This window comes from Vibrio sp. SCSIO 43153 (genome assembly GCF_023716625.1).
Classification (GTDB): Bacteria; Pseudomonadota; Gammaproteobacteria; order Enterobacterales; family Vibrionaceae; genus Vibrio; species Vibrio rotiferianus.
In genome coordinates this window covers 1,275,948-1,292,288 of record NZ_CP071856.1, presented here as the reverse complement: position 1 = coordinate 1,292,288, position 16,341 = coordinate 1,275,948, and the positions used below count along the sequence as shown (strand labels likewise).

At 43.9% G+C, this 16,341-nt stretch carries 15 protein-coding genes; 6 read left to right on the top strand and 9 right to left on the bottom strand.

Features of this window, described 5'->3' with window-relative positions; genetic code table 11:
* Window positions 1-34: 34 nt before the first annotated feature.
* Window positions 35-424, bottom strand: coding sequence for a VOC family protein (locus tag J4N37_RS22030; protein WP_252042332.1), 390 nt, complete (start codon window positions 422-424; stop codon window positions 35-37).
* A 158-nt stretch (window positions 425-582) separates the two neighbouring features.
* On the opposite strand from J4N37_RS22030, the gene J4N37_RS22025 reads away from it, so the two are divergent.
* The 3 genes from J4N37_RS22025 to J4N37_RS22015 all read left to right on the top strand — a co-directional run bounded on the left by J4N37_RS22025 (window position 583) and on the right by J4N37_RS22015 (window position 3,269).
* Entirely contained in the window at window positions 583-1,062 is a 480-nt protein-coding gene (locus J4N37_RS22025) for a peptide-methionine (S)-S-oxide reductase (RefSeq protein WP_252043299.1), read from the top strand.
* A 354-nt stretch (window positions 1,063-1,416) separates the two neighbouring features.
* Complete coding sequence (locus J4N37_RS22020; RefSeq protein WP_237284835.1) at window positions 1,417-1,857, top strand: PTS sugar transporter subunit IIA; 441 nt, start codon at window positions 1,417-1,419, stop codon at window positions 1,855-1,857.
* A gap of 11 nt (window positions 1,858-1,868) precedes the next feature.
* A complete protein-coding gene (locus J4N37_RS22015; RefSeq protein ID WP_010453114.1) occupies window positions 1,869-3,269 on the top strand; it encodes a PTS fructose transporter subunit IIBC in 1,401 nt (466 codons plus the stop codon).
* Window positions 3,270-3,301: 32 nt separating this feature from the next.
* On the opposite strand, the gene J4N37_RS22010 is transcribed toward J4N37_RS22015, so the two are convergent.
* The 4 genes from J4N37_RS22010 to J4N37_RS21995 all read right to left on the bottom strand — a co-directional run bounded on the left by J4N37_RS22010 (window position 3,302) and on the right by J4N37_RS21995 (window position 8,240).
* Entirely contained in the window at window positions 3,302-4,363 is a 1,062-nt protein-coding gene (locus J4N37_RS22010) for an NAD(P)H-dependent flavin oxidoreductase (protein WP_252042331.1), read from the bottom strand.
* 178 nt (window positions 4,364-4,541) lie between these two features.
* Complete coding sequence (gene eat, locus J4N37_RS22005; RefSeq protein WP_252042330.1) at window positions 4,542-5,945, bottom strand: ethanolamine permease; 1,404 nt, start codon at window positions 5,943-5,945, stop codon at window positions 4,542-4,544.
* 11 nt (window positions 5,946-5,956) lie between these two features.
* Window positions 5,957-6,835, bottom strand: a complete 879-nt coding sequence (gene eutC / locus J4N37_RS22000; RefSeq protein ID WP_252043298.1) for an ethanolamine ammonia-lyase subunit EutC — start codon at window positions 6,833-6,835, stop codon at window positions 5,957-5,959.
* A gap of 4 nt (window positions 6,836-6,839) precedes the next feature.
* Entirely contained in the window at window positions 6,840-8,240 is a 1,401-nt protein-coding gene (locus J4N37_RS21995; protein WP_252042329.1) for an ethanolamine ammonia-lyase subunit EutB, read from the bottom strand.
* 189 nt (window positions 8,241-8,429) lie between these two features.
* On the opposite strand from J4N37_RS21995, the gene J4N37_RS21990 reads away from it, so the two are divergent.
* Entirely contained in the window at window positions 8,430-9,386 is a 957-nt protein-coding gene (locus tag J4N37_RS21990) for a helix-turn-helix domain-containing protein (protein WP_252042328.1), read from the top strand.
* A gap of 159 nt (window positions 9,387-9,545) precedes the next feature.
* Here J4N37_RS21990 and J4N37_RS21985 read toward each other — a convergent pair whose 3' ends face one another.
* Window positions 9,546-11,510 (bottom strand): TonB-dependent receptor domain-containing protein, encoded by a 1,965-nt coding sequence (locus J4N37_RS21985; RefSeq protein ID WP_252042326.1) that lies wholly within the window; start codon window positions 11,508-11,510, stop codon window positions 9,546-9,548.
* A 21-nt stretch (window positions 11,511-11,531) separates the two neighbouring features.
* On the bottom strand, window positions 11,532-13,133 hold the full coding sequence (locus tag J4N37_RS21980; protein ID WP_252042324.1) for an alpha/beta hydrolase-fold protein: 1,602 nt from the start codon (window positions 13,131-13,133) through the stop codon (window positions 11,532-11,534).
* A gap of 135 nt (window positions 13,134-13,268) precedes the next feature.
* Here J4N37_RS21980 and J4N37_RS21975 point away from each other — a divergent pair, with 135 nt between their 5' ends.
* Window positions 13,269-14,264, top strand: a complete 996-nt coding sequence (locus tag J4N37_RS21975; RefSeq protein WP_252042323.1) for an AraC family transcriptional regulator — start codon at window positions 13,269-13,271, stop codon at window positions 14,262-14,264.
* A 50-nt stretch (window positions 14,265-14,314) separates the two neighbouring features.
* Here the strand turns inward: J4N37_RS21975 and J4N37_RS21970 are convergent, their stop codons facing one another.
* Complete coding sequence (locus J4N37_RS21970) at window positions 14,315-14,677, bottom strand: VOC family protein (RefSeq protein ID WP_252042322.1); 363 nt, start codon at window positions 14,675-14,677, stop codon at window positions 14,315-14,317.
* An 81-nt stretch (window positions 14,678-14,758) separates the two neighbouring features.
* On the bottom strand, window positions 14,759-15,625 hold the full coding sequence (locus tag J4N37_RS21965; protein WP_252042321.1) for a LysR family transcriptional regulator: 867 nt from the start codon (window positions 15,623-15,625) through the stop codon (window positions 14,759-14,761).
* A 103-nt stretch (window positions 15,626-15,728) separates the two neighbouring features.
* Here J4N37_RS21965 and J4N37_RS21960 point away from each other — a divergent pair, with 103 nt between their 5' ends.
* Entirely contained in the window at window positions 15,729-16,340 is a 612-nt protein-coding gene (locus J4N37_RS21960) for a LysE family translocator (protein WP_252042320.1), read from the top strand.
* Window position 16,341: the final 1 nt, after the last annotated feature.

The following is a 16,341-nucleotide window of genomic DNA, read 5'->3' as shown; positions in this document are numbered from 1 at the left end:
CAGCCTGTGAACAATAGAAATAAGCTAAGCTACGTTACACCGTAAGCTCAAGACGGTTGCCATCCGGATCTAACACGCAGCTTTCGTAGTAACCGTCACCTGTTTGTCTCGGACCGTCGATCCATTGGTAGCCATCATCTACTAAGGTTTTGGTTAGTTGGTCCACCGCCTGCTCTGATCCTAAGGCGAAGGCAAAGTGTGCCAACCCCGTTACCTGCATCACATGAGATTTTTCACGGGCGGTAACACCTTCCATCGACATTAACTCCAATCGTGCACCACTTTCAAACGAAAGAAAGTAAGATGAAAATTGCTTAGTTGGATTGTGATATTTATCGTTAGACACCGCGTTAAAGTATTTCTCATAGAAGGCTTTTAGCTCTTCCAAACGTTCAGTCCAAATCGCGATATGTTCAATTTTCATTAGGATTCCCCCTAGCTCTTAACTGCGTTCAATCTAACGAGGAAACGCAGCACAAAAAAGAGAGCAAATCACCACCGAGTTATTCCTGTTTTATGGTTGGAGTTGTGTTTGAGTGAAAGTGATGCCCATAATGACGCAAAGTTTTTCAGGACAGAATGATGGAAGAAATTTATTTCGCAGGCGGCTGCCTTTGGGGCGTTCAAGAATTTATGCGCCACCTTCCGGGCGTAATCAGCACCGAAGCAGGACGAGCAAATGGCTTAACGGATAACACTCAATCCGAATACGATGGCTACGCAGAATGCGTGAAAACCCAGTTCGGCCCTGAGCAAGTTTCGGTTGAAACTTTAATGGGGTATCTGTTTGAAATCATCGACCCGCACAGTGTTAACAAGCAAGGTGAAGACGTAGGTGAGAAGTACCGTACTGGTGTCTATAGCCAAAACGAACAACACCTAGCGATTGCTAAAGCGTTTATCGCAGCAAGACCAGATGCCGATAAGATCGCCGTAGAAGTGCTGCCACTCACAAACTATGTACCAAGTGATGATGAGCACCAAGATAGACTCACGCGCTTTCCCAATGACTACTGCCATATCCCGTTAGATTTGCTGCATAAGTACAAGAATCAGTCTTAATAGGCTCTTCAAATCCAGCGTAACAACCCCTCCTAACCTCCCCTTGACTTCAACTTCGGAGCTTAAATTAGCCAATGTGTATCAAGGGGAGTAGCACAAAGCCTCTTTTTTATAGCAAAATTGAACCATATTTGATTCCCTTCTCGTTTATTTTCAAGCTTCATTATTAATTTCAAAATAAATGGAATATAAGTCACAATACTAATTCCCTTCTAGCTCATTGATATTAATGACTTCTATCACACTTAGCTCTCAGTGATACAAAAATATAGTTATTGGATTTTTTTTACTATTTCAGAAAACCGTAACATTAATTAAATTTTCCTCATTACTTCAGTACCAATGAGTCAAAAAATGATTACAGAACTAACAAACGTCAATTTAATTAAAGGCAACCTTCAAGCAAATAATAAAAAAGAAGTCTTTGAAGAGCTAGCGCAAATGCTATTCGAAAATAATCGAATCAGCAGCAAAGAGGCTTTTTTAACCGACATCGAAGCACGTGAAGCATTAAGCGTGACTTCAATGGACGGCATCGCTTACCCACACGCAAAAAGCAAAGCGGTTACAGAGCCTGCAATCGCTGTTGGCGTAAAGCGCGAAGGCATCGAGTATGGCGACGAAGAGGGAGTCAAACCGACCGTATTCTTCATGATTGCCTCACCAGATAACGGTGCCGACCACCATATTTATGTTCTTCAAGAATTATTCGGCAAATTTAGCGAAGAGTTTATTGAAGATATTCATAACGCAAAAGACGAAAAACAAATACTAAATATTTTAATTAATTCATAAGGCGTGAAATTATGAGTACAATCACAGCTCAAGCTAGTAATAATAGCGATTTCAAAAAAATCCTAAGTACCATGAAAGGTCACCTTTTATTCGGTACTTCTCACATGCTTCCATTTATCGTTGCGGGTGGTGTACTACTGGCGCTAGCGGTAATGGCATCAGGTAAAGGTGCGGTTCCTGCGGACGGTTTATTGGCTGATATTTCTAATATCGGTATTAAAGGTCTGGTGCTGTTCCCAATTATTCTTGGTGGCTTCATCGGTTACTCAATTGCAGACAAACCAGCTCTAGCACCAGCGATGATCTCTTCTGGCATCATGGCTGACATGGGCGGCGGCTTCCTTGGTTGTATCGTAGCGGGTTTCATCGCAGGTGGTGTGGTATTCCAACTTAAGAAGATCCCTCTTTCTGCTAACATGACTGCGTTGGGCGCTTACTTCATCTACCCTCTACTAGGTACGCTTATCTCTGCAGGTATCGTTCTATGGGGTATCGGTGAGCCAATCAAGATCTTCATGGCGTCTATGAACGAATTCCTAGCTTCTATGGCTGGCGCTTCTAAAGTGGTTCTAGGTACGATTCTTGGTGGTATGACTGCATTCGATATGGGCGGTCCAATCAACAAAGTAGCAACGCTATTCGCTCAAACTCAAGTTGATACTCAACCATGGCTAATGGGTGGTGTTGGTATCGCAATCTGTACGCCTCCTCTAGGTATGGCACTAGCAACATTCCTATTCAAGAAGAAGTTCACTAAGCAAGAACAAGAAGCAGGTAAAGCAGCAGCAATCATGGGTTCTATCGGTATCTCTGAAGGTGCTATCCCATTCGCAGCAAACGACCCTGTACGCGTTCTTCCTTCAATCGTTGCTGGTGGTATCGTTGGCTGTGTGTTCGGCTTCCTAACAGACGTACTACTACACGCACCATGGGGCGGTCTAATCACAGCTCCTGTATCAAGCAACATCCCAATGTACGTTGTGGGTATCGCACTAGGCTCACTAACAACAGCAGTTATCGTTGGCTTCTGGAAACCAGTTGCTGAAGAAGAAGCAGAAGACGAAATCGCAGAAGCAGCACCTGCACAAGCTCAAGCGGCTCCAGCAGCAGGCGAAGGCGAGTACGACATCGTAGCAGTAACATGTTGCCCATCTGGCGTAGCACACACATTCATGGCAGCGAAAGCACTAGAGAAAGCTGGTGCGGCAGCGGGTCTAAAAATCAAAGTAGAAACTCAAGGTCAAAACGGTATCCAGAACCGAATCACTGACCTAGATGTAGCAAACGCGAAGCTGGTTATTCTAGCTCACGATATCCAAGTAAAAGACGCTCACCGCTTTGCAAAAGCAAACGTTGTTGAGTGTTCAACGAAAGAAGCGATGCGTAACGCAGCGACTCTTGTGAAAGCTTAAACCTTAAGCTCCTCCCCCTAAGAGCCCTTTCCTTAAGGGCTCTTATTATTTCTCAAGCCAGCAAGTGATAATGTCACATCGAATGCAGATTGCTCCGAGCAGCCTGATGTATTTTCACCACACCATAACGGCGTAAAATCATCCTTACCCAACAGCTCGGCTTTAGAGCGTAATGGAGTCATCTCTATCGAAGCATAAGGAAAGGTAGGGGCCGTAGAGTTCATCTCTCCTAGCACTTTCATTGCTCGATTAAAGATACCTCTCGCAGGCCTTCCTGAAAAAACATTAGTTATTTTCGTATTATCCTTTGCTTTCTGCTTTATCGCATTTTTATGCAAGTGAGTTGCTTTGCTCTCCGGACACAATAAGTATGTTGTCCCTACTTGGGCCGCACATGCCCCCATAGCCCTCACTTTAAGAAAATCGCCATGACATGCTATTCCACCAGCGGCAATAACAGGAACGCTTACTTGTTCAACGATCTTAGGCAACAAAACACTTAGGCTTTGTTGACTCGCCAAGTCATCAGTTAAGAACATTCCTCTATGTCCACCTGCTTCTCTTCCTTGAACGATAATGCCATCCACTTTGTTCTTCTCAAGCCAAACTGCTTCTTCAACTGTTGTAGCCGAAGATACAATTTTGCCACCCCATTGCCAAATACGTTGCATTAAATCTAACGAAGGTAGGCCAAAGTGAAAACTAATAAACTCAGGGGAAAATGGCTCTATCGCATCTGCCATTTCATGGTTGAATGGTTTCCTAGATGTCCCTACACTCACCCCTTCAATATCGAGACCTAACTCCTTGTAATATGGCTGAAGCTGTTGTTTCCACATGTCTTGCTGATGAGGATCAAACGCTGGCATTTCGTGACAAAAGAAATTCAAGTTGTATGGTCGACTTGTCGCTTTCCTGATTGCTCTAATTTGCTCAATCATTACATCAATACTCAACATACCACATGGTAATGACCCTAAACCGCCCGCCTCGCAAACTGCAATGGTCAATTCACTGTCCTGCACCCCGGCCATTGGCGCTTGAATTATGGGTAACTCGACATCGATAAGATCTTTAATTGTAAATGCCTTCATTTGCTCTCCTTGCATGTGCAGACACTGGCAGTCATATTTGTCTAAAGAGAGTATTAGAGTTTCATATTGAGCAAATATTAGACAAACGGAAACCCCATAGTTGTGCGCTATGCACTTTTGATAGAAATAACAAAGGGAGCAACTAGGGCTCCCTCACAATACCATTGCTTCTGTTTGTCTAACGAATGGCCTCTGCCTCTAACTCTTGCTCCGCCAACGATAACATCGCAAATTCTTCTTCCGCGCTGTTTGCGACTAACTTATTGCGACTGTATAACCCGTAATAAACTGCGCCAATCAAAAACAATCCCATGGTCATAAAGAAAGCGGATGGTTCAAAGGCATAGACTCCGGTCATCGCCACTAATGATAGGACGAGGGCGATACTAGAAGTCAGAATACCTCCTGGCGTTTTATACGGTCTTTGTAACTCTGGTTGTTTGATCCTCAACATGATGTGGCTTAGTGACATTAACGCGTAAGACACTGTTGCTCCGACAACCGCCATTGCTAAAATCAAATCGCCTTCACCAGTTAGTGAAACCACAAACCCGAAAAAGCCTGGGACAATCAGCGCTCGCGTCGGTACTTTGTTGTCGCTCGTTAAAGATAAACTTTGTGGTAAATATCCGGCACGAGAAAGGGCAAAAACCAAGCGGCTGTAACCATAAATGATCGAGAAAAATGAAGCTACAAGGCCAGCTAAGCCTAGTATGTTTACCAATGTTGCTACAGTTGGATTTCCTGTCAGTTTCAAAGCATCAACCAATGGCACAGCGCTATTACCAATTACCTCAGAGCCAACAGCACCAGCAAGTAAGACAACAACCAAAGTAGCCGTCAGCAACAAAAACAACATTGCGCCTATGATCCCTTTCGGAACATCTTTCGCAGGATCTTTCGCTTCTTCCGCAGCCAAAGGCACACCTTCAACGGCTAAAAATAACCACATTGCAAATGGCAGTGCTGCCCAAACACCATACCAGCCAAATGGAAGTAGCTCAGAGGCCTGTGCAGTTGCCGGGGCAATATCAAACAAGTTATTCACATCGAAATGGCCAACTAATACAGCCGCAGTTGCAAGTATTGCAACCACCGCTAAGCCACTGATGATCATCATAACTTTCAGTGCTTCTCCGACACCAGCCAAATGGATACCAATAAAGACAGCATAAAAAAGAGCGTAAACAATAGGGCCATCAATACCGATGAGTTCATTTACCGCAGAACCGATAAAAATGACGATCGCGGCAGGAGCAAGGGCATACTCAATAAGAACAGAAAGCCCTGTCATAAAGCCCCCCGTAGGTCCCATTGCTTGACGAGCAAAACTGTATCCTCCACCCGCTGTTGGAATCGCCGCTGACATTTCTGCCAATGACAGCACCAACGCAAAATACATCACAGCCATGGCAATTGCTGCAATTAAGAACCCGCCCCAACCGGCTTGAGCGATACCAAAGTTCCAACCTGCAAAATCTCCAGATATCACATAAGACACGCCCAAACCAGCAAGCAGTATCCAACCTGCGCTCCCTCTTTTTAACTGCCTCTTAGAGAGGTATTCCTGATGCTTTGACATAGTAAATCCTTCTACTTTGATGATATTAAAAAATTCTCACTAGCGTTATCTTCAACAGATTCAGGTGAACCTTCGTCCATCGAAGAGCGATCTTTTAGCCCAACCCCTGATAGCTGTAGTTTCCTGGCTTCCTTAAGTAAGTACATAGCCCGATGACATGCCTCTTCGTAAGGTTGTCCTTCTGGCCTAACATTTGAAATACAGTTACGCTGGGAGTCCCTTGAACCTCTCCTTGCTCCCCACGTGAGATACATACCCATACTGTCTGGTGACGTTAATCCCGGTCTTTCTCCGATCAGGAGTAGTACCATTTTTGCATTTAAGCACTCGGCAACATCATCACCAGCCGCAACCCTTCCTTGTTTGATAATGACTATCGGGGCGAGATTCCATCTATGCTCATCATCCTCGCTCAACATAGAAAGCAGTTGATTTACGACCGGGATAGCATGTGTCTGAATCGCAACAGACGATAGTCCATCGGCGATCGCAATGACCAGATCCGTATCCTGAATCAGTTCCTTCTCAACACTCTTTAACTCTCGCCACGATTTAGAGCTCAATCGACGTCCTAAGTCGGGCCGTTGCAAATACATCAGCCTGTCAGAGACTTCACTTTCCAAAACCATCGGAGGCTCTGGCGTATGCTGAAGGGTTGAGCAACTACTGCATAAACTTGCCAATAAGCAGTCTGTATCAAGGTCACAATGCACGGCGTCCATTGCTTTGGCATGGTCAAGTTGAAATTTAAGCAACTCACTTGTTGGTACACTGGTTCCACTCCTTCCCAAGGCAATTCTTGCAGAAGTAAATTCACGTAGTCGATGCCAAGGGTTTTGAATCACTACACTTTGTTTTTTCACTTTCTTGATTGAAATCACTTGCCCCATAAACTCACCAATGATTAATGTGGGCAAGTGCACCCATAAACGAATCAGACATTCGATCATTCAAACGAACGTTAGTAACATCGTTAAAGATCTGCATTTCGGTCAACCAACGTTCGAACTCAGGAGCAGGCTTTAAACCGAGCACTTTGCGTGCGTAGAGAGCATCATGAAATGAAGTTGTTTGGTAGTTGAGCATGATGTCATCAGAACCGGGAATACCCATGATGAAAGAGCATTCTGCGACGCCTAATAGTGTCAATAGGTTATCCATATCGTTCTGGTCAGCATAAGCGTGGTTGGTGTAGCAAATATCACAACCCATTGGTAAACCTAACAATTTTCCGCAAAAATGATCTTCGAGGCCCGCCCTTATGATCTGCTTTCCATCGAACAAATATTCTGGCCCTATAAAGCCCACCACAGTGTTAACCAGCAGAGGGTCAAAGTGTCTCGCTACGGCATAAGCGCGAGCTTCACAAGTCTGTTGGTCAACACCGTGGTACGCATTTGCCGACAAAGCAGTGCCTTGGCCTGTTTCAAAATACATTACGTTATTTCCTACAGTGCCTCGATTGAGGGAAAGCGCCGCCTCTTGCGCTTCTTTCAATAATGCTAAGTCGATGCCGAATGTGTCATTAGTACCCTGAGTCCCACCTATAGATTGAAAAACCAAATCAACTGGTGCGCCCATTTCTATCGCTTCAATCGTATTAGTAACGTGAGTCAAAACGCAGGACTGAGTGGGAATCTGATAGTGTTGAATGACTTCATCCATCAAGTTCATCAATTTGACAGCTTGGGGGACATTATCCGTTGCAGGGTTAATACCAATAACAGCATCACCATTGCCGTACATAAGGCCATCAAAGATAGTAGCTGCGATACCATTCAACGAGTCGGTCGGATGGTTGGGCTGTAAGCGAGTAGATAAACGATTCGGTAAGCCTATGGTATTTCGAAAAGCCGTAATCACATGACACTTTTTTGCTACTAGAATGAGATCTTGATTGCGCATGATTTTGCTGACTGCTGCGACCATCTCCGGCGTTAGCCCTCTTTGTATGGCCTGCAAAGTCTCAGGAACAGCCTGATCACTCACTAGCCAATCCCTGAAGTCCCCCACAGTGAGGTGCTCTATCAAAGTAAAAGCCGTTTGGTCATGCTGATCGATGATAAGCCTAGTAACTTCATCCTTTTCATATGGGATGACGACATCATTGAGAAACGTCTTTAATGGCAACTCAGCCAACGTCATTTGGGCGACAACTCGTTCAGCTGCCGAATCAGCACAAACGCCTGCTAATACATCACCCGAACGCTCAGGGGTCGCTTTTGCCATAAGCTCCGCGAGCGAGTTGAAGTGGTAAACTCTACTTCCCACCTGTCGACGAAACATCCCTGTCATCCCTATACCTCGAATTCACTTGGTTCAGTTTTTGCTCAAGCGTAAATGAGCATTCATAAACTAAGCGTTGCGAAATACGTTCCGACGGATTATCAAAAATCGGCAAACATAAAAAGTTATCTTTAAACAGATAGTTATAGTGCCAATGCTCTAAATTGATTCAATATTACAAGACTAGGTTTGGTTAGAATGAAAAAAACTCCTCACGATGACGCACCAGATTTGTGCGTACATCTCACAAAAGATGCAAACCAGCAGGCAGCAAGCTTAGTAAACTGGCAACAAGAATATGATCAACTTAGTGGTGGCTGTTTTAGAGGGCAGATCAGGGAGCGGCGATTTAAAAATATCCATGTTTTCCGTGAAGATAGTAATCGAATCTTGAAACAGCATTGCCGGGTTGATGAAGGCGGAGTTTGGATAGGACTGAGTGCAGACGATCAACTAGCACATTTAAATCACCAAAGAGCAGATGCAGAGCAGGTACTTATCCAAACAGGCGGTCAGGACTTTGAACTACTCACTCCTGAAGCTTTCTCTATTTATGGTTTGGTTTTTCATAACAGCGAAAATAACGCCTACCTAAACACTCAACGACCTAGTACTAAATGTATTTCCCAAGGCTTTAAATCTTTACCTACGCGCGAGATAGAACATCTCAAAGCTTACTTACGAATACTACTCAGCAACAAACCAACCAAATGGTCCTGCAAGACACACGAGGTAATTCTAACTGACCTATTACTTGCTCTGGTAGATTGCAATACCTCCAGTATGGAAATAGCTATAAATCCGTCTCATCGTCAGAAGATCATGACGCGAGTCTTGGAGCAAGTAGAAGCCATGGATCCCTCTTATCCCATAACCATAGGTGAGCTATCCCAATCCGTGCATGTCAGTCGAAGGACATTACAATATGTATTTGAAGCTTGCTGCGACTTATCACCAAAACAGTTTTTATTAAACATTCGGCTTAACCAAGTACGCAGGATGCTACAGAACTCTGAATTGGACAAAACCATCTCTGAAATAGCGTTTGCCTTCGGTTTCTTCCACTTGAGTCAATTTAGCCGTTTATACAAAAACTTATTTGGAGAGTCCCCCAGCGAAACTCGCCAAATATTTAGGGGGAAATACATCGTTTGAAGATGGGGGCACTGAAGGAGCATAGAGTTTGCCGCTAAGACACTCCAGCAAAATAAAGCGCGTAAGAGGTTGAATGTCATACTTACGCGCTCGATTCCATTGGTATGTCTATTTGAGAAGTTTTAGAAAGCTCTCAAGACACAAGCATAAAACCTGTGATCAGAATTCAAAGTCAACGGTTAGATAGTAAGTACGTCCCATTTCTGTATCTTCATAATCTAAGTCTGTTTTATCTAGACGTTCATCCGTCAAGTTTGTCACACCAGTCTTGATGGTGAAGTTATCATTAATCGTGTACGCCCCACCAAGAGATAAGATTGAGTAATCATCTAGCGTGTTGTCTTGGCCATCCTTTTGCTTGCCCGTGTAGTTCACTGTCGCAAATAGCAGCAGATTTTCAGTACCTTGCAAGTTTAGATTCACATTCGCCAACCACTCTGGTGTATACGAAATATCCATGCCATTTTCTTTGTTTTTTGAGTCGGTATAGGTAGCATTCGAGACTAAAGATAAGCTATCAAAGATATCTAACTCGCCTTCTAACTCTACCCCTTTAGTTTCGACTCTATCGATGTTTTCATACTTGATGATATTTGAAGTCCCGTTGAAGAAAGGCTCTAAGTCGCGATCAATTAGATTCTTAACATCATTGAAGAATATCGTTGCTTGTACGTAGCCACGAGTCGCATAGTAAAGAGTCGAGAATTCATAAGTTTTCGACGTTTGAGGTTTAAGATCAGGGTTACCGACTAAAGTACATCGCCCACCACAGCTTACTAGCGAAAAATCTTCTGAAGACTGGAAAATAGTTGGAGCTTTAAATCCTTCCCCATATCCACCTTTAAAAGTAAAGTTCTCGATACCGTTGTAAACCAAATACGCTCTCGGACTAAAGTTATTACCAAACTGGTTGTTGTGCGTTAAACGACCACTAATTGTCGCAATTAAATCATCATTCACTGAGTATTCGTCTTGCACATAAACAGCGTTTTGCGTCACGGAGCGGTCACTAGAATAGTCACGTTTGTTCTCTACACTCGTGTAAGAAAATTGACCACCCACTGAGATAAGTTGATTCTCTACGTTTTCTAGAACGAAACGACCATCGACAGTGTGGTTATCTTGTGTCATTTCCGCTTTTTTAACCAGTGGATGGAAGTTGTCCTCATTTACTTTTGATGTTTCATAGAAATAAGAAAAATCTGACTGTCCCCAGCTCCAATTACGATTATGGCCCAATGTAGAGGTTAGCTTTTCACTATCATACTGGCTCTTATACACCGCGTTTCTTTGACTAAAGTAACTATATTCAACTCTATCATCCAAAGCATATGCGACATCTAAGTAAACCTCATCGTGATCGGTCGGGAGCCAACTTAAACCACCACGAACAGTTTTTCTATCTTGCTCAGCTTGGGGCGAGAAATTATCGCCCGCATCATCAGGGAACCACGCATTCTTTTTACTCATATCCAATGAGAGCGTGTAAAACAACGAATTGGGAACGAGGGCTCCTCTAGCAAACACATTACCAATCGCGAGTTCACCATCGGCGTCGTTAACCAAAGAGGAGGCATTGTTATCCTGTGGAAGGCTATAAGAAAGGCTACCAGAGACCGTAGTCTCTTCTTCCGGTTTCTTTAGAATTACGTTGACCACACCACCAATAGCTTCGCTACCATACAGAGATGACATAGGGCCTCGAACAACTTCAACTTGTTCAATCGCACTTAAAGGTATGCTTGATAAATCAAAAGAAGCACCGCGAATCACTGTCTCACTTGAACTCGTACGACGACCATTGATTAAGAACAGTGTGTAATTGCCATTTGAAGAGTTTTGGTTATGCAAACCACGAATAACAACTTTAGGCTCGCTACCCGTATTTCTTAATATATGCACACCAGCGACATTTTCTAACGCAGTCGTAATATCTGTCGCTGGAATTCGGTTCAGTTCCTCTGAGGTAATGACAGAAATAGAAGCGGGAGCATCCTTAATCGATGTCTCATGTTGAGCTGCGGTAACTACCATCACTTCCATGTCATTATCATTGGCGTGTGTAAGTGATGGCGCTGTGGATAGCGCTAACGCCACTGCGAGGCTTAAATTATAACGTCTCATTATTAGTCCTTTTATAGGTTTCTATTTTTCTGTGTTAAACAGGGCTATCAGCCCACCAGCTAGCATCGCGCGCCAGCTAAAGTAATCGTGTCCACTTGCTCCTTTCTCAATAGCAACTTTGTATCCCTTACTCTTAAGTGCCTGATAAAGCTGTTGGTTAGTAGCGAGAATACTGTTTGACTCAGGTTCGACTTCGAATTGCCCAACTGTTAGGTATATCTCAAGATCTTTTTTGGCTTCTGCCCCGACAACATCCGCCATCCAGTTGCTATGGCTACTTTGTATTTCAGTCGCTTGAGGAGCCCACCAGAAAGAACCAGATTGGCTCAATACTTTGCCAAAACGGTCAGGGTGCTGGAGTGCAATGTACATAGAGGCTAAACCTCCGAAGCTTGATCCTGAAAGCACCGTATTTTTGGCATCAGGACAGATATTCTGGGTATCACAAAGCCATGGCATAAGCTCATCAGCGAGAAAGTCAGCGTAGGCTTTGTTAGGTGTGAGCTCTGCCGCACGCATACTCGGCATCGGGGTATTAACAAAGATCGCTCTCATCGCGGGAACCTTCTCATTAGCAATCAAATTATCGAGAATGAGAGGCGTTGGTACTCGTTCTAAATAAGCATCGCCATCAAACAAAATTAAGACTGGAGAATCACGACTGATTGAATAGATTTCGTTTGGTTGATATATGCTGATCTTTCTCGTGCGAGCATTTTTCGGACTTACATATGTATGATCGGCAATCGTCCCCTTTGGATTCCCACTCTGTTGGGTAAACACATCATTACTCCAAGTCTTAAGAGTTACTGTCGACGCGGAGCTGGATAAATTATCGCCTTTTCCAAGCATTGGCTTAAAGTTCAATGGATCTGGTTTTATTGTCGCTAGAACGGCACGTCGCTGTTCTCTGCTTTCACCATCCAACAATTGGGGAACATTAGGGGCAATTCGATAAGATAAGCGAGTGCTATTAGGAACTTGATAAGAGCGAAACCAGATATCTGTATCGCCGAGTTGACTCAAATGAGCGTGCCCACCATAGGGTGTCCCCAGCACTCTAACGTTATCAACATGGCCTCTGTACAAAAATGTAATCAGAGTAGAATCGTCATCGCTGTGCTCAATCAAAGGAGCACCGCCTTGCTGAAAAACTTGTTGCCAGAACTCTTGTTCAGCTGCAAAGTTCCCCTGCTCTAACTGCTGTGAGGTATGCGCGATTATTGGACTGATAATAGGGATATCCGGAGAAACATACTGATTGTCTTTTAGATCCAAGGCGTTCAGCAATATTGATACTCCCACCGCACACTTCTTAGCAGCAACGATCTCGATATGGTAGATTCCCGGTTTCTCTACATACCAAAACAGGTCTAACTCTGCAGTTGGAACACTAATTAGAGTTTTGACTACCTCTCCGTTTTCGTCCTTAACAACGACACTATCGAGCGCTTTTTCACTTTTAATGTACCCACGAAAATAACTCGTTTTTTCAACGCGTAAGGGAAAAGTATCCTGACTATCTACGGTTAATCGCTGCTCTGAATTTATGCTCAGAGTCTCATTACTTTCCAATGCATTTGATGTAGATAGCAGTGCGGCCAATACAATAAAGTTCATCATGCGTCATATTTTTAATGATATTGATTCTCATTAATGATAAGTTTTTTTGAACTTTGTAACAGCAAATTTGGTTATGCAAAACAGTCATTCTGTTATTCATCACCAACGTATTTTTATGAAAAATTGGTAGAAAACATGGCTAAACGACTTTCTTCTTTTCCCAAGAACGCTTTGATTCGTTGGAAGAATTACGATCGTACCCACGTATTGGTGTCTGATACTGCAACCTCTTCAGAGCATTTGATCGAAGGAGAGTGTACCCGTTACAAAGTTAAAGATGGCTTTTCTATCAATGGAGGGACGACGACAGAACTCGCGGACTATCAAGTCATCTCAACTGCTAGAAAGTCTTTAATATTGGTCCTTTTGCTTGAAGGGAAACTGAATTTTGGCTACGACAACTTGAGATTTACCCTTGATGCAACTCATTCACCGCAAGGTGTCCTTGTTAACCTCACTAAACCGGTCACTTTTAGGCGAATACTTCATAAAAACAACACCGTAACTAAACTCAATATCGTCACTCCAGTTACATGGGTAGCAGAAAGGTCAGAGAAAAACTCGGTTATAGAAGCGTTCACGGGGCAACATATGGCGAATTGCCCGATAGAAATTAATGAAGCGATCCTTCAACTCGCTTACGACATAACGAATAGGGGCACGCCAGAAGGTTTATTAGAAAAACTTCACATTGAAACTTTGACCCAAAGATTATTGCTCAATGTATTTGAGCAAGTCCTCTGCTCTTTGCCGAATGAAGGGGGGCTCTCGGAAAAAGGTGCGAAAGGAAACTCTCAAAGTGATCACGCACTAGACCACCTAGTGAGCTATATTGAAGCAAATCTCGATAGGGAACTATCAGCTAAAGAGCTCATTGAATTTGCAGCCATGAGCGAATCTAACCTACAGCGCAAATTCAAGACCACGCTCGGCTGCAGTGTTCAAAGCTATATTAGGAGGAGAAAATTGGAGGTTGCCCGTTTGAATCTAGAAATCGGTGCGGCAACGATTACGGAAGCAGCTTACAATGCGGGCTATAAACACCCTTCCAACTTTACCAATGCATTCAAAAAAACATTCGGTTACCCTCCTGCCGAAGTAAATGTTCAGCGCGGAGGAAAAAGAAACTGATGCAATATGGTGTCACGTTTAGATGACTCCAAATGGGCTTTAATTCTACGCTAGATATTCTGACCAATGCGCCACAGCACGCCACTAGGATCGTGCAAACAGAACTCTCGCATCTTCCAAGGTTGATCAACCAGTTCCGTCATCTTGGCTCCGAATGAGTCCAGAGCGACACTCGAAACATGTTCATGCCAACTGGCAACATCTTCCACCAGCAAATGCATCATGAAATTATTGCCGTGTTTTGGCTCATAAAAATCTTGCAGCAAGAATGAGCAACTGCCCTTGAAGAAGTACGCCACACCACCAAAATCCGAAGGCATCTCAAAACCCAACGCCTGATAAAAACGCTTTGATAACTCATAATCTTTCGCCGGGACAAAAGATTTAATTTCAACAATATTGAGGTTTTCCATTTCCTAAGTTTCCATTGTGTAGCACGTATTCAACCACTTTAAGTAACTCAGCGCGCCCTGACTAGGGTCTCTCTTTGTTTCTTAGGTGCAAGGCACACACTCCGCCATTTGGTTTTGCAGCCAATGGACAAATTTTTGCTCCAGTTCAGAACGTGCTTTGTCTTGAGTCAATAAGACATAGTCATGCCCTGACGGCACAAAACCAAATGGCGCAACAAGGTTGCCGCGTTCGAGGTCGTCCATCACTAGAGGATAAGAGCCCATCGCCGCGCCTAAACCGTCGACTGCAGCTTGAATGCAGAAATAGAAGTGTGCAAAAGACTGTTCTGCTTTTCTGTTCATCGACGCTTCACCAAAGCGCTGCATCCATTCGTGCCAAGCTTCAGGTCTGGTTTGGCTGTGTAATAGCTTCACGGAGTTCAAATCACTTTTCACTTGCTGCCAATAGTCAGGTGAAAACACTGGACCTACCCACTCTTCCACTAACTTGGTTTTTGGGTAGTGATACAAAGGCTCAAAGTCATCTCGACGAATCGCCATAGCAAGCCCCGTCGAGCCAAGCGTTACAGGTCCTCCCGCAGTCGAAAGCCGAACGTCTGCGTCACAACCATCATTAAACGCGGAAAGCCTCGGCATCAACCAACGCATGGTTAACGTTGGTTCACAAGAGACTTCAAGGTATTGATGCTTTTCCTGCACCAGCTTGTTCACGCCAGTTTCCAACGCTTGGAATGCTTGTTCGGTATAGCTTTTCAGCATCTCCCCCTCTTTAGTGAGCAACATATTGCGCCCTTGTTTGTAGAACAGAGGTTGAGCCAGATAGGTTTCCAACACTTTGATCTGCTTACTCACTGCGCCATGCGTAATACTGAGCTTATTTGCTGCCTCGCTAAAACTCGCAGACGATGCTGCGACATGGAAAACATGAAAGGATTTAAGATGCCTCATCTGTGACTTTTTCTCACACTTAGCAGAATTTGTTTCGATTATAGTCTCCGAACTCTCGACCTACAATTGCCCCATTCATAACAACGAAGAAATAGGAAACACCATGGAGCTTTTCAGCCTTGCCTTATTAGGCATACTCATCGTTATCAGTCCTGGAGCTGATTTTGTATTGGTTCTTAGAAACAGCCTCAACAATGGCAGACACGCGGGAATTTGGAGTGCCGTGGGCATTAGTCTTGCGATTTCGGTGCACATTACCTATTCATTGCTTGGTATCAGTTACTTAATCTCACAGAACGAATGGTTGTTCAGTTTGATTCGCTACCTAGGCGCGGCTTATCTGATCTATCTCGGATTGAAAGGGATTTTTGGGGCTGATTCTCAGCAGAAAATAGAGGGGGAAACACAAGGAAGCATCTCCATTTGGCAGTTCTTTTTCCAAGGCTTTTTGTGCAATGTACTTAACCCAAAAACCATGTTGTTCTTCTTGAGTATCTTTAGCCAAGTCATCGACCCGAATACAGAATCGCAGCACCTAGCTTTGGGTTACGGTGTCTACATGATTGCGCTACACGGGATTTGGTTTTCTATGGTTGCCATCTTATTTACCTCACCGCGATTACAGAGCTTATTACTGCGCGTTAAACACAGGTTGAACCAAGCTTGTGGCGCTGGATTATTGGTGTTTGGTGCCATGTTAGGGTTAAAGTCATAAC

Coding starts and splice junctions, on each gene's coding strand:
- J4N37_RS22030 (WP_252042332.1), bottom strand. CDS start 424: ATGAAAATTGAACATATCGCGATTTGGACTGAACGTTTGGAAGAGCTA.
- J4N37_RS22025 (WP_252043299.1), top strand. CDS start 583: ATGGAAGAAATTTATTTCGCAGGCGGCTGCCTTTGGGGCGTTCAAGAA.
- J4N37_RS22020 (WP_237284835.1), top strand. CDS start 1,417: ATGATTACAGAACTAACAAACGTCAATTTAATTAAAGGCAACCTTCAA.
- J4N37_RS22015 (WP_010453114.1), top strand. CDS start 1,869: ATGAGTACAATCACAGCTCAAGCTAGTAATAATAGCGATTTCAAAAAA.
- J4N37_RS22010 (WP_252042331.1), bottom strand. CDS start 4,363: ATGAAGGCATTTACAATTAAAGATCTTATCGATGTCGAGTTACCCATA.
- eat (WP_252042330.1), bottom strand. CDS start 5,945: ATGTCAAAGCATCAGGAATACCTCTCTAAGAGGCAGTTAAAAAGAGGG.
- eutC (WP_252043298.1), bottom strand. CDS start 6,835: ATGGGGCAAGTGATTTCAATCAAGAAAGTGAAAAAACAAAGTGTAGTG.
- J4N37_RS21995 (WP_252042329.1), bottom strand. CDS start 8,240: ATGACAGGGATGTTTCGTCGACAGGTGGGAAGTAGAGTTTACCACTTC.
- J4N37_RS21990 (WP_252042328.1), top strand. CDS start 8,430: ATGAAAAAAACTCCTCACGATGACGCACCAGATTTGTGCGTACATCTC.
- J4N37_RS21985 (WP_252042326.1), bottom strand. CDS start 11,510: ATGAGACGTTATAATTTAAGCCTCGCAGTGGCGTTAGCGCTATCCACA.
- J4N37_RS21980 (WP_252042324.1), bottom strand. CDS start 13,133: ATGATGAACTTTATTGTATTGGCCGCACTGCTATCTACATCAAATGCA.
- J4N37_RS21975 (WP_252042323.1), top strand. CDS start 13,269: ATGGCTAAACGACTTTCTTCTTTTCCCAAGAACGCTTTGATTCGTTGG.
- J4N37_RS21970 (WP_252042322.1), bottom strand. CDS start 14,677: ATGGAAAACCTCAATATTGTTGAAATTAAATCTTTTGTCCCGGCGAAA.
- J4N37_RS21965 (WP_252042321.1), bottom strand. CDS start 15,625: ATGAGGCATCTTAAATCCTTTCATGTTTTCCATGTCGCAGCATCGTCT.
- J4N37_RS21960 (WP_252042320.1), top strand. CDS start 15,729: ATGGAGCTTTTCAGCCTTGCCTTATTAGGCATACTCATCGTTATCAGT.